10 protein-coding genes and 1 pseudogene are annotated in these 13476 nt (G+C 69.1%); 4 read left to right on the top strand and 7 right to left on the bottom strand.

The window, feature by feature from the left end:
• Position 1 precedes the first annotated feature (1 nt).
• The gene (locus tag ACWGDX_RS08030; RefSeq protein ID WP_453623359.1) at positions 2-2656 is read right to left on the bottom strand and encodes an ATP/GTP-binding protein; all 2655 of its coding nucleotides are present in this window, start codon (positions 2654-2656) and stop codon (positions 2-4) included.
• 100 nt (positions 2657-2756) lie between these two features.
• The gene (locus ACWGDX_RS08025) at positions 2757-3581 is read right to left on the bottom strand and encodes a GntR family transcriptional regulator (protein WP_453623357.1); all 825 of its coding nucleotides are present in this window, start codon (positions 3579-3581) and stop codon (positions 2757-2759) included.
• A gap of 124 nt (positions 3582-3705) precedes the next feature.
• Here ACWGDX_RS08025 and ACWGDX_RS08020 point away from each other — a divergent pair, with 124 nt between their 5' ends.
• Positions 3706-3969: a hypothetical protein gene (locus tag ACWGDX_RS08020; protein ID WP_453623355.1), complete on the top strand. Its 264-nt coding sequence runs from the start codon at positions 3706-3708 to the stop codon at positions 3967-3969.
• A gap of 96 nt (positions 3970-4065) precedes the next feature.
• Positions 4066-5871 (top strand): zeta toxin family protein, encoded by a 1806-nt coding sequence (locus ACWGDX_RS08015; protein WP_453623354.1) that lies wholly within the window; start codon positions 4066-4068, stop codon positions 5869-5871.
• Positions 5872-6465: 594 nt separating this feature from the next.
• Here ACWGDX_RS08015 and ACWGDX_RS08010 read toward each other — a convergent pair.
• From ACWGDX_RS08010 to ACWGDX_RS07990, 5 genes and pseudogenes are all read right to left on the bottom strand, one after another.
• Positions 6466-6681, bottom strand: coding sequence for a hypothetical protein (locus ACWGDX_RS08010; protein ID WP_453623352.1), 216 nt, complete (start codon positions 6679-6681; stop codon positions 6466-6468).
• Positions 6682-7083: 402 nt separating this feature from the next.
• Positions 7084-7707 (bottom strand): ABC transporter permease subunit, encoded by a 624-nt coding sequence (locus ACWGDX_RS08005; RefSeq protein WP_453623350.1) that lies wholly within the window; start codon positions 7705-7707, stop codon positions 7084-7086.
• Positions 7704-8654 carry an ABC transporter permease gene (locus ACWGDX_RS08000; RefSeq protein WP_453623348.1) on the bottom strand — a complete coding sequence of 317 codons (951 nt, stop codon included), beginning with the start codon at positions 8652-8654 and terminating at the stop codon, positions 7704-7706. Before ACWGDX_RS08000 ends, ACWGDX_RS08005 begins: the two co-directional genes overlap by 4 nt.
• Positions 8651-10236: pseudogene (locus ACWGDX_RS07995) on the bottom strand (ABC transporter substrate-binding protein). Before ACWGDX_RS07995 ends, ACWGDX_RS08000 begins: the two are co-directional and overlap by 4 nt.
• A gap of 153 nt (positions 10237-10389) precedes the next feature.
• On the bottom strand, positions 10390-10620 hold the full coding sequence (locus ACWGDX_RS07990; protein WP_453623346.1) for a ferredoxin: 231 nt from the start codon (positions 10618-10620) through the stop codon (positions 10390-10392).
• Positions 10621-11121: 501 nt separating this feature from the next.
• Between ACWGDX_RS07990 and ACWGDX_RS07985 the strand changes: the two genes are divergently transcribed.
• Positions 11122-11769: a choice-of-anchor M domain-containing protein gene (locus tag ACWGDX_RS07985; protein WP_453623344.1), complete on the top strand. Its 648-nt coding sequence runs from the start codon at positions 11122-11124 to the stop codon at positions 11767-11769.
• A complete protein-coding gene (locus ACWGDX_RS07980) occupies positions 11769-13427 on the top strand; it encodes a choice-of-anchor M domain-containing protein (RefSeq protein WP_453623342.1) in 1659 nt (552 codons plus the stop codon). The genes ACWGDX_RS07985 and ACWGDX_RS07980 overlap by 1 nt, the downstream gene beginning before the upstream one ends.
• Positions 13428-13476 lie beyond the last annotated feature (49 nt).

Genomic DNA, 13476 nt, shown 5'->3' with positions numbered 1-13476 from the left:
TCTAAGTGCCGCGCCTTTCGGTGACGAGCGTGCGCCAGCGTCGGCGGATGGTCTCTTGGCTCTCCAACCACCGGACAGGCCAGGCGTCTGGTGTGATTGGCCGGTCGCCCATGAAGTACGCGATGTTGGCGAGGTAGGCGTGGTCGCCGTCGTTGGTAAGCCGACGCAGTCGGTGGATGGCGGTGGCGAGGAGTTCGTCGTCGCTGCGGACGGCGTGGTGGAAGCAGACTGCGAGCTCAAGTAGGGGGAGGATGGAAGGCAGCCCGGCGGTCTCGATCTCGGTGCGCAGGGCTTGGGCGCGTTCGTCGATGTCCATGCTGCGGCCTGCGTCGCAGATGAGGTTGGCGATGTGAACGGTCAGGGTGGTGGCGTGGAGTGTGAGGTCGGTCAGGAGGTGGTGGGCGAGGACGATTTCGCTGTCTGCGGTCGTGGGATCTGCGAAGGCCAGTGCAAGTGCGCGGTGTGCCTGGGCGGTTGCGCGTTCTCCTGCGATGCCGTGTTGTTCGGCATCGTTGCGGGCATGTTCGTAGTCGTCGGCTGCTCGTGTGATGTCGCCTTGAGGCCAGTAAATGTCGCCCAGTACGCGGTTTTGCCGGCCGGCCCATCCCAAGGTCTCGGCAACGGTCAAGGCTGTAGGGAAGTCGCCGGCCAGGCGGGCGAGGTGGGCCAGGCCGCGGCGGGCCGCGGGGGCGAGGCGGCCTCCTCCGTCGGCGACCTGCTGCATTCCTGTTCGGGAGGCGGCGGAGTGGCCGAGGTCACGGTGGGCTTTGGCCAGGTAGTAGAGCGCCATCTGCCTCAGCTCCTCCGGCAGCAGACCGGCCTCGATGACGGCGGCGAGCCGGTTGGCCGTGCTGCGGCGGTGTTCGTGTTGCCGGCGGCCGAGCGTGTTGAGTAGTTCAGCCAGGGCGTCGGCTGGCGTCTGCAGATGTGCCTCGTCGCCGGTGTCCCGCAGGGCGGGGGTGACGGGTTCCCACACCGAGTCGCTGACGTACTGCCAGGCCGCCTCGGTCACCCAGCCCAGGTCGAGGTGGAACTCGGCGGCGAGGGTGAGACCTTGGCGTAGGCAGGCGATCAGCAGACGGCGGCCAGGGCCGGTGTGCTCGGCCCACTGTTGGCCTACGGCGAGGTGGGCGTGTTCGGCGGCGTTTCGCCAGTCTCGGGGTGACCAGCGGTCGTCGGTGGTGTCTTCGGCGGTGCGCAGGGTTGAGCGGATGAGTGGGTGCAGGTGGTAGGGCCAAAGGCCGGTGGGGGTGTGGCGAATGAAGGGCCGCTCAAGCAGGCGGAGGACGGGGGCGTCGCGGCTGATTCCGGCGCTGGCGGTGGCGAGGGGGATGTCGAAGGCGTCCAGAAGGCTGACCGAGCGCAGGACGTGGCGTTCGTCCGGGGTGAGGTCGGTGAGGGTGCGGGCGATTAGGGCGGGGAAGTCGACGTCGAAGTCGGCCGGTTGCGGGGTGAGACCGGTGCGGCGGATCTCGAGAAAGCGCATGGCGGCCAGGTCGAGGTACAAAGGCAGGCCGTGGGAGCGCTCGGCGATCACACGTCGCAGCATTGGGTCGATCAGAGGCTGGCCGTCGGTGGTGAGGCGGTGGATGAGGTAATCATCGCGGTCTTCGTCGCTGAAGTCCCCGATCAGGATCTGACGGCGACCGCCCGGATCGGCTGCGGCGGCGCGGGGCGATGGCAAACCGCGGTCGGCCAGCCCGGGCCAGGCTGCCGGGCCGGTCCAGTCGAGTTGACCGTGCAGGGCCGGGTCGGCCCACTGCAGCCGGTTGCGTCCGGTAACGACGAAGAAGACGTTGGGCATGAGCCACACCACGTGCTGCAGCAGCCGCTCCATGTCACGGTGGGTGCGGTCTCCGATGTCCTCGAAGGTGTCCAGCAGCACCACCGGGGCGATCTGTTTGCGGGCGGGTAAGCGGGCCAGCTCCCAGGCGAGCAGGTACGGATAGTACGAGAGCGCCTCCAGGTCAGTGTCGGCCTCCAGCAGGTCGGCCAGCCGCGCGCAGCCAGCCAACGCGCTCACTGAGCGACGGTGTTCGCGCAGCGCCCTCACCAGAGCCCCGGTGAGCTGCCCGACCGCAGAACCGAGCATCCCGGGCAGTGCCAAGCCTTGGGCGACCTCGCCGAGCGCCGCCTGCATCTGCCCCGGAAGCGCCTGGCCGAAGCGGGCAACCAAGCCGTCACCGCGCAGGTACTCCTCCAACGGCTCGCCCGGATGCTGGTGGTCCCAGTAGCGACGCAGCGCGATGTCGAAAGCCGGCATGGGCCGACCGACCGCAGATGCGATGGCAAGCCGGATCGTGACGACGATGCGCTCGAAGTCGGTGTTCGCCGCGCGCGCCAAGTCGAGCCGGACAGGGACGATCCGCGGCCCGCGCCAGGCCGGTTCACCCCATTGCGCCGGCCTGCGTTCGGCATTCGCCAGCGCGGCCTCCAGCCTCCGTGACAGCGTCGACTTGCCGATGCCGCCGACACCGTGGAAGACGAGTAGGTTCCGTCGCGGTGCCTCCAGGTCGGCGGCGTCGAAACCCTGACCGGCCACGTGCTGCAGGTGCCCGTCCAGGGCGCTTACGAACACCCGCCACTGGCCCTCCCGGTTCGTGAACGCCTCATCCGCCCCCACTTGATGGTCGTTGGAGCCGAACAGAGCCCTCAAGTCCCGACCCGCCACGCCAACCCCCTGATGGTCAACCGATCCCGACCTGTGACTGCCGGTCCGCGTGGCCGGCATCCCTTCACCACGTGCCACGCAGCGGTCACCGCGCGCGGGGGGTGCCGCCCTGTCTCATCCGTCGGGTCCCGGCATCGTGACCATCAGCTCCCTGCGAGCGATGCTCGCCGCCGACGGGATCGCAGGCCGATACCGGGACGTCGAAGACCAGTTCCCAGCGCGTCTGCGGGAGAAGGAAGGTGGCGGTCTCGACCGGCTCGCCTGTGTCGGCCAGGTGGGTCCGATCCAGCCTCACGATCAGCGTGCGTCGGGTGATCCCAAGCCGCAGTGCCTCATGGTCATTCGGGTGCCGGGCGTGCGTACGAACCTGGGCATGGCCAACCCGGACGCCGACCGAGGCCAGCCGGCGAGCCACGCCGGTACCGGCCAGCGGCCCGTCCTCCGGCAGAAGAACGGGCGTGCGATGGGTGAGGGCCATCGGCTCCCACGATTCGCCGAGGGCCAAAGGGCGGGCGTTACCCAGATACTCGTAGCGGGTGCGGACACATAGTGTGTCGATGTCGACCGACAGCCTCCGGGCGATCGGCTCTGGAGCCGGGACCTTGACGTCCGACCGGTACTCGACACCCGGGGTGAGCCCGGCCTGCCGGATCGCGTCCGGAATCGGCAGCAGCACGGGCAGCGCCATGCGTGCCTGCGGAGCGCGGACGAAGACGCCGACGCTTTTGCGCCCCTCCAGCACCCCGGTGTCGATCAGCAGTTCTTGGCCCCGCTGGATCGCGGCCGGACTGGTCTGGTACTCGCGAGCCAGCTGGGCCCGCGGCGGCAGTTGCTCACCCGGGGACCATTCTCCTTCCGCTAGTCGCCTGCGCAGGTCTTCGGCGATGCGCTGATAGTCCGCAGTGGGCACTGCCTACTCCCGGAGAGGAACTCGCTACTCCCTGCTACTCATTGCAGCTCTTGACACGCTAATCGGTTAACGGCACGCTAATCGATTAGCGATACGTTTAGTAATCATCGTGTGAGGGGGAGGGGTGGATGCGGTCCTGGCAGGGCGCGCTGCGGCACTCGCCGCCCGGCTCGCGGACCTCACGGGTGGCACCACCCGGATCCAGGAAATCAACCAGGGCGTGCTTGTCCTGTGCACCATCGACCCGATTGGTTCCGAGGACGCCTGGGTCGACGTGCAGGACGCACTCGACGACGCCGACACCTGGAGCGTGCAAGGCCGCAGCCCTGGTCCCGAACCCCGACTGTTGCGCGCCGAGATCCGCTCCGCGGATCCCGGCACCGGATGACTACCGCACTCCCGCGATCGCACTCTGCAGTCCTCGACGCCCCAACGTCTGGCGAGTTACGGAACTGAGTCCGCGTCGTGCCGTGGCGCCCACAGCATGGAACGCCGATTGACGCGGCCACGTGGCGGTGAACGAGGGTTCGTCCCCGCCGCACTGACCGAAGAGCGACACCGCGACCTGCTCGTCACCACGATCTTGCCGGTCGTCGCCAAGCAGGCCACCGCCCAGACTTCTCCGGTCGCGGTATTCGTGGCGGGCCAGCCCGGCGCCGGCAAATCCACATTCGCGGACCTGGTGCACCACGCGCTGGCCCACCGCGGCGGCGCCGTGCGCATCGGCAGCGACGACTACAAACGGGTCCACCCCTGTTATCCGGCGCTTCTGGCGATCGACGACCGCAGCGCCGGAGTGCGAACGCGCCCGGACACACGCCGCTGGCAGGCCGAGGTGGAGGACTACACCCGCCACCACCGGCTGGACGCCGTCATCGAGACGGCTCTGGCCGACCCGGAGGAAGCCCGCACCACGGTCGGCGCTTACCAGCGCGCCGGCCACCGAGTCGAACTGGCCGTGCTCGCAGTTCCGGAGGCCCTCAGCAGCCTCGCCGTACTGCACCGCTACCTCCAACAGGTGCAGGCCACCGGGGCCGGACGCTACGTGTCAGCGCAGAACCACGACCACTGCTCCCGAGAACTGCCCGAAGTCTTGCGCATCATCGAATCCGAGCGACTGGCGGACCTCGTGACAGTGATCGGTGCCAACGGCATTCAATACCTGAACCGGCTGACGCCGAACAGAAGTTGGTCGCGCCCACCGCGCGCCGCCCAAGCAGTGGGCGCCGAGCGGACCCGGCCGTGGACTGTCACCGAAGCCGACCGCTTCCGCACCACCCTCCGGCACGTCGGGAAAATCGCGCACAACACCCCTGGGTCGGCGCGCCGGACGGCAGTCGCCGAGGACATCCGCCACAGCCTCCGATGGGCCGCACCACTGCTCCGCCGTGACTGCGCCGATCCCGCCGCTCCCCGAGGAGCCAGCTGGCCCCGGCTCCCACCCGCAGAACACCAACGCATCTTCACAGACTTGATCGTTCCGTTCCATTTCGGCAATCCCGAGCCCCGACGCCACCCGGTAGCGGTCTACGTGGTGGGACAACCCGGCGCCGGGAAGACAGCAGCCTCCATCCAGGTGATACATGCCATGCGTAGAGGTGCTGTCCGCGTGTCCAGTGAAGACTTCCGCGCATTCCACCCCAACTACGCCCAGATGCTCGCCGAACATCCGCGTACAGCGGGAGCCTTACTGCGAGCCGACTACCGGGCGTGGCAGAACGCGGCAGAGGAATGGCTCCGAAACCGGAGGACCGATGTGGTGATAGAGGCGGCGCCGGCCACCGCCACGGACCTGCTGGCTGCAGCCTCCCGGTTCCAGGCCGCAGGCTATCGAGTCGAGATGCTGCTCCTGGCGGTACGTGCGGCCGACAGCCGCCAGGGCACCGCGCACCGGTTCGCCCTCGGCCTGGAACACGGCCTGCCCTCCCGCTTCACTACACCCCATGGGCACGATCGCTGCTACCGAGCGCTCTCCGCACTCGCAGCGACCCTCGACCACCATCCGGCAGTGCACACAGTCACAGTGACCGACCGGGAAGTTCGCGCACTACGGAACCGACAAGGCGGTACCGCAGCCACGCTGGAAGGGGAGCGGCAGCGCCCGTACACAAACGCCGAGGCAGATCGGTTCGCAGCAGTGCAGCGTCGACTGTGGGCATCGCTACCGCGACACCGCTCGGAACTCTCGGAAATCACCGCCTTGGCGGCGCCCCTGCTACCACCAGGCTTCCCGCTTCGCGGGCTGACAAAAGGAGCTGCGGAACACCGCTTGCTGCCGGCGCAACGCTGAAGAGCGCCACCGCGACGGCGTAGCTCTTGGCGGTCGACTCCGCACCGTCCCTCCCGAACCGCGTGTGCCCCAGATAGGCATCCGCCACCGGCACCGGGCGCAGGCCGTCATCGACCACCGTCCAGTACCGCGCGCCCGAGGGCATCCGTACCGGGAACGCTCGCATCCCAACCCCCTTGTCGATCTCGGCTGTCCAAACGACGACAGCCACATAACCGACACGGGTAGAGGACCTGCCGCTCACCGGCCCGAACTCTTACCTACTGCAACAGTGAGCCACACCCCCAAGACCCCCGGGGGAAACCCGTGAAATGCCGCTGCCTGCGGTAGGACGCGAAGCGCCGGACCGGGAGCACCGACTCGAACGCGACCCGAGCAGCCGCCCCGAGCGCCAGCTTCCGCAACCCACAACCGTCCCCATCAGCCCATTCGACATCGACCAGATCCAGGTCCACCGCCACCCCCAGGGGTCACGTACATGCCGAAAGCGACCGTGACAGGTGCAGTGAGAACGAGACCAGAGAAGTGAGATCAAACCCCACGATCGAGGCAAACGCCGCCGCTCAGAGCGCGACGAGTGAGAATCCGACAGCTTCAATGCGACAGGACAGCAGTTCGTCTCACCGTGCTGTCCTTTGGGCCGGACAAAGGCCATCGCCAATGAGAGAGGGACACCTGAAACGCGAACCTACAGCGCGTGACGAGCGCGGTCAGCTCACGGTCTTGCTCATGAGGGAAGATGTAGACGTGGAGCAAGGTCTCGCCCTCGGGCCACACGTCCTGGGCGTGCTGGAACACGAACTGCTTCATGACCATGCACCGTAGCGGCCCGGGCTGGAACACACCTCTCTAGCAGAGCGCGTCCCACTCATGCTCTGCTGCGCTCGGCTCGTTGAGCGGATGTCGCCGACCTTGGTCTGAAGATAATCACCTGGAAGGCGATCTCCGGAAGTCCGCCGGGTGCCAGCACATAGAGGGAGCGGCTGGGATGCCTCGGGCGCTCGCGGCGTCACTGCAGCAGTGCGCGGACCAGGGACTGGACCAGCGGGAACACACCGTCGCGGACCAGCGGCGAGGAAGACCAGCGGACCAAGTCCCAGACCGGAGTCCCCGGCTCGCACGGCCACGGCGGCACGGTCCGGACCGTCGATACTGCGCGGACCAGGACTATGCCGGACCAGCACACAACGGTCCGCAACGAGTTGCATGGGCTCATCGCCGACCGGGAACCGGACCAAGCCGGCTACGGAACGGATGGCGCAGCACGGCCCGCCTGGTGTCGCCTCGGGCAACGGAAGCCTCCACATATCCACTGGTCAGCACGGATTCCGCCGCGGCGCGCAACACTCGGGTGGAAAAGGAGACCGTGGCGAGAGCGACGGCAGCCACAACCGCCGTGTCGCTGTCGGGGGAGCCGGCGGCCAGCACCAGGACGAGCAGGAGGGCCGGCAGCACAGCCAGAGCGTCGACGCAGCGGACCACGAAGTCGCCCAGCCGACGGGACACCATGCCCGCCAGTACCCCGGCGCACATCCCGAAGACACCGGCGACCGCCGTGCCCGCCATCGCGATGAGCACGATCGTCCGGCCGCCGCTCAGCACCCGGCTCGCCACGTCCCTGCCCAGGATGTCGGTCCCCGGCAGGAACTCTCCGCCCGGCTCCTGGAAGGGCGCCGCGAGCTGCGCGGTCGGGCTGTGCGGCGCGGCCAGCGGGCCCAGCAGGGCGACCAGCACGATAAGCAGTGCCCCCGCCCCGGTGAGAAAGGGCGGCCGGCGCCGCCGCGCGCCGTGACCGGCCGGACGTGACCGCTGTCCCGGTGTCGTGACCGTCGTCATCCGGCGTGCCTTCTTCCCGCGCCGAGCAGGCGCGCGCAGATTTCGCCCAGCAGCAGAATCGCGAGCATCACCGCGACAAGGGCGGTGGCGATGCCCTGCACCATCGGCACGTCCCGCGCGGCGACGGCCAGTTGCAGTTCTCGGCCGATACCCTGGTAGTCGAAGACGCTCTCCACGACGACGGCGGAGCCGACCAGCGCCCCGGTGGTGAGGGTGAGTGCCTGGACCGCCGGTCCCGCGGCGTTGGGAAGGATGTGGCGCACCGCGAGACGCACCCCCCGTACGCCGTTCAGCCGCGCCGATTCGCAATACGGCGTGGCCGCCGCGTCCGCAACAGAGACGCGCAGGAGCCTGGTGGCCACGGCCAGACCGACGGCGCTGAGGGTCAGTACCGGCAGGATCAGCGCACGCGGCACGTCGAGCGGCGTGCCACCCAGCGGGATGAGGGAGACGCGCGGGAGGATCTCCAGCCAGCCCGACAGCACCGCGACGAGCAGTGACGCGATGACGAACTCGGGTACGGCTGCGCCGACTTGGGCGGAAGCCGAGACCCATCGGTCGGCGGCACCGCCGCGCAACCCGGTCCACAGGCCGAGCAACGCGGCAAGCGGCGCGGTGACCGCGAGCGTCAGTCCCGTGAGGAGCAGGCTGTTGGGCAACCGTGTCGCGAGGACGTCCGTGACCGGCCGGTGCCCAACGAAGCCGCTCCCCAGATCCCCCCTGACGGCGTCGGCCGCCCATGCCGCGTAGCGCTCGGCGGCGGGCCGGTCCAGACCGAGTTCGGCACGGACTTCGGCGCGTTGCGTCTCGGCGGCATCTACACCGGCGACCGCGCTGACGACGTCTCCCGGAAGTACCGCCGTGGCCGCGAAGATCGCGGCCGACAACAGCACCAGCAGCACGGCCGCGCCCGCGAGGCGACGGCCTATGAAGGCGAGCAGGTTCACGCCAAGGAAGCCTGGAAGAAGCCCGGGAACTGTTCGAAGAGGTCGTCGCAAATTCCGCCGACCCCCTTGGCCTGGGCGTTCAGGTTCGGCTTGAAGAGGGGCAGCACCTGGTTTCCCTCCTCCCAGCGCTTGCGCTGTGCCTGGGTGCCCAGTTCCTTCGCCTTGGCCTCGTCGCTCTGGGCGCGGGCCGTCGCCACGAGGGCATCGACCTCGGGCTGCTTCCAGCCGAAGGCGGACGGCGAGCCGCCCGCCGTGTTCATCTGATGGGTCGACAGCGCGGGGATGGGCATCTGGTACGAGGCGGCCAGCGGCAGACGGCTGTACGTGGCGAAGTCGGCGAAGAGCTGTCCAGCGGACAGCTCACGGATCGACGCCTGGACCCCCACCTTCTTCAGGTCCTCAACGAAGAGAGTGGCCGTCTCCACCATCCCCGGCGTCTCAGGACCTGTGGTCAGCACGACCTTCATCCCGTCGGCGCCGGCCGCCCTGAGCAGCTTTTGGGCCCCGGCCGGTCGTGGGCGCGCTGGGGCAGGCTCTCCGCATAGTCGGGGAAGCCGATGGAGGGCAGGTCGTTGCCCACCTCAGCGTTTCCGTAGAACACCGTTTCCACCATGGCCTCACGGTTCGCCGCGAGCCGGAACGCCTCCCGCACCCGGGGGTCGTCAAACGGCTTGACGCTCATGTTCATCTGGAAGGACAGCCCGACCAGGTAGGGGCTCTTCGTGGGGACGAGCTGGATCTTCGCGTTGCCCGCGACGGTGCGTGCGGTGACGGGTGAGAGGTCGTGGGCGAAGTCGATCTCACCGCTCGTGAGCGCCCCGGCCCGGGCGGTCGAGTCCGCGACAGACCGCAGTTCCAGGCCGTCGAGAAAGGGCACATGGCCGTAGTACTCGTCGTAGCGAGTGAACACCGAGCCCCGGCCGGGTGCGAACTCGCTGAGCTTGAACGGACCGCAACTGGGCATGTCATCGCGGAAGTTCTTGGTGCCGTCCTTGACGATCAGGAAGTTCCCCTGGCACAGAATCGTGCGGCCGTCCGCGATAGGCCGGAGTGTGGGCAGTACGACCTTGAGGTCGCCGTCCGCCCTGGCGCGCGAGAGATCGAAGTTAGCGGCGGCGAGCCGGTACACGGGGAGCATGCTCTTGCTCGCGAGGGCGGACAGTGTGTACAGGATATCGGCGGACGTCAGCTTCGAGCCGTCGGTGAAGCGGACGCCGGGCCGGACATGCAGGGTGTATGTCGAGAGGTCCTTGGATATGTCGATTCCCTTGAGTACGCCATAGCGCACACCATCGGGCCGGCTGGGGTCGAGATTTCCGAGGGCGCCGTGCCAGGCCCGGGCCCGTACCAGGTCCAGCGCCGAGGGGCCGTTGAAGAAGTCGAGCGTCTCGGAGGCGCCGCCTCCGACGAAGGCGGCCCGCAGCGTGCCACCCGAGCGTGGCGAGGAACCGGATCCCGTCTTCCGGCCGGAGCCGGGCTCGTCGGTGGAGCACGCCGTCAGCAGGCCGGGCCCCACTGCCAGGGCCACGGCTCCTGTGGCGCCGCGGCGGAGGAAGGCACGGCGATCGAACTGTCCGGACATACGTCTCCTTGAGACTCTGCTGAGCTGGACTTTCCAGGAAGGTGAAGGGCGCCTCGGCGCATAGAGGCGAGGCGCCGACGCCAAGGCGGTGCGGCCGACCACCGGATGGACGAACGCGGTGCGCCCGGCCTTCGCGAGGCGTGCCGAAGCGGGTCAGCGGGCTTCCAGCAGGGCGAGGGCACCGGACGGACACGCCCACACGGCGGCACGCACGGCCGACGACTCGGACGCGGGCGGCATCTCGTCAAGGACGAGCACCAGACCGTCCTCCTCGTCCTGATCGAAGACGGCCGGTGCGGCGAGCACGCACTGCCCCGCCCCCACACACCGATCCCGCTCCGCACTGATCCTTCCAGCGCCGGACACCTGGCTTGCCACACTCACTCGGACCCCTCCCCCGCTGCCCCCGGTGAGACCGCCCTCGGGGACAGGGCGACGCGGCCGACCGCCACCGACAGCCAAAGCCGACCACGGGATTGCCCGTCGCCCCCACAGAGGACCAGGACGCGACGACCCCGCGAGGCGCACCCCCGAGCAGTCCATCCGGCAACTCGTCTCGCAGCACCTACGGGTGCTGCGCACCTCCCGGATCGCCACAGCCAGGCGCCAGGCTCGCGAGACGCGGTACAGCCTGACCGACGACCATGTGGGCCACATCGCGCTCGATGCCATCAAGCACGCCCAGGAGTAGCGCCAACCTTGCCGCAATGCCCCGACGGCCGTCCGGCCTCTCGCCGGACGGCCGCCCCCGTTGTTCCGCGACCCACCCATCCCGCATCCCCCGGGCCACAGACGACTCATTGCAATCCATGTTGAAAATGATTACCATATTACTTGTCTGCGCACGTTCAAGTTCGTGCGTCTTCTGATCCTGGGGGGATCATCTTGCGCGCATTCACCCGCACACTCACCGTCACCGGTTCGCTCGCCGCAGCGCTCGCAGTGACCGGCCTCGCCGCCACTCCGGCGATAGCCCTGACGCCGCTCAGCAGCGGTCACGTGGACGTCCTGGACGCCGAATGGGACGGCACCGACCTGCATCTGCACGTCCACGACGAGGAGACCGACACCGAGTACGAGCCGGCCGACGTGAACCTGGTGGTCCCGGCGGCGGCGAAGGTCACCAACCCCGGTTACGCGTTCCTGGGATCGGGCAGCCAGATCTGGCTGCTGCCGGACACCGAGATCGAGGCCGACGCGGCCGGGGTGCTGTTCCCGGGCATCTCCACCGAGAGCCTCACCACCGGCGTCTTCGCGAACAACTCCGTGACCTACACACTCGTGAGCGCCACCCGGAATGGAGCCGCCACCGAGGACTTCAGCATCTACGCGGGCAGCGGCAGCCGCTGGTTCGACAGCAACCCCGCCATCACCACCTTCAAGTCCCGCTCCTTCGGCGTAGCCACGCACAATCACGCCAACTGGGCCTTCGAGGAGGCCGGCACCTACCGGCTGACGTTCCGCGTCCAGGGCACGGTCGGCGGAGTCACCGAGTCCGTCACCGAGACGTACACCGCCGTCGTCAGCTCGTGATGAGAGCCCTGACGCGCGGCCGACGCTCCTTGACAGCCGCGGCGCTGACGGCGGCGACCGCGGTGCTCGTGGGCGCGGCAGGGCTGGTCGTCGGCGGCAGCGGGTCTTCTCGCGCCGCCGGCGGCGCCGTCGTTCTCGACGGGGGCGCACTGGACTTCGCCCCCCGGCTGGTCGGCGGAAAGCTTCAGTTGCGGATCGACGACCGCTCGGAAAGCACTGCGGTGACGCACGAGCCGTCCGGTGTCGTGCTGCACGCTCCGCAGTCCACGCTCCAGTACACACCGAACCCGGTCGCGCTCGCCCTCGGCACCACCGACCAGGACACCTGGCAGCTCAACGGCTGGGAGGCGGAGAGCCTTTTCGCGCCCGAGCCCGGCTGGAAGGGCACCGAAGCAGGAGTGGCCACCGAGGTGACACTGTCCGGCTACGAGGGCCCCGGTGACTTCGGCATGGCCACCTACACACAGGAGACGGACTGGTCCGACGGATCGCCGGAGATCCACCTCGGCAGCACGGAAACGTCTCCGCACGCCTTCACCCTCGCTGGTGACCAGCAACGGCTGCTGCCGATCTGGATGTTCACCGCGGAGGGCGTCTACAGGCTCACCTTCACCGTGACCTCCGGGGGCGCGTCCGACACCGAGACGCTCGCCGTGGTCGTGGGGGACCACGTAGACCCGGCCGAGGTGGTGCCGGGCGACGGCACGACCCCCACTCCGAGCGACTCGCCCACGCCCACGGGCGGTACGACACCGCCCACCACGCCGCCCACCACGCATGTCATCGACGACGGTCACCTCGACCTGGCCGCCCGGCCAGTGGACGGCGCCCTCCAGTTCCAGATCAAGGAGGGCACCTCGCAGTCGTACGAGTGGTACGAGCCCGATGAGGTCGTCCTGCATGTGAAGCCCGCCGCCAAGCGCAGGGTCACGGAGGGGTACGAGTTCCTGGGCGCCGTCGGCGACCCGGTGTGGTGGCTGCCGTTGCAGCAGATCAACGGTCTCCTGTGGCCCGGCTGGAGCACCGAGGAGTACGCCAAGGCGGAGGTCGACGGGGACATCACCTACCGGCTCGACACAGTCCAGGGACCAGGTGCCGTCGCCGTGTTCAACTCGGGCTCGTTCGGATCCGTGGACGTCCGGCTCAACAGCGGGGACGGGCTGCCGGACGCCCTGGCGCACACCACACACGCGCACAGTCACTGGAACTGGACCTTCGCCGCGGAGGGCGTCTACCGCACCACCTTCACCGTCAGTGCCACGCTCGCCGACGGCAGGAAGGTCAGCGACACGGAGACGCTCGCGTGGGCCGTCGGGGACGTGGACCCGTCGACCGTCACACCGGGCACGGGCGACGAGCCGACGGCGACACCGACAGCCACAGCCTCGGCATCGCAGTCTTCTTCGCTCGCCCCGTCCGCTCCGGACGGATCCGCCACGCCGTCGGCCACTGATCCCGCCGGCCCGGGCGGAGCGTCGGCGGACGGCGGCGCCAACGGCACAGGCACAAGCGGGAGTCGGGGATCCGGCAGCACGCCGGCCGGCGGACTCGCGGCCACCGGCACCGGCACCGCCGTGCTCGCCGGCGCCGCGGTGGCCGCGCTGCTCGCGGGCGGCGGGGCGATGTTCGCCGTACGCCGTCGGCGTACCGCCCGATGACAGCTCCGCGTACGGCGGGTCCGGGCCCGGCGGCGGCTCGGCCCGGACC

The organism is Streptomyces sp. NPDC055025, from assembly GCF_053608565.1.
Note: the sequence above shows the minus strand (reverse complement) of the source record. Positions and strands in the feature narration are given on the sequence as shown.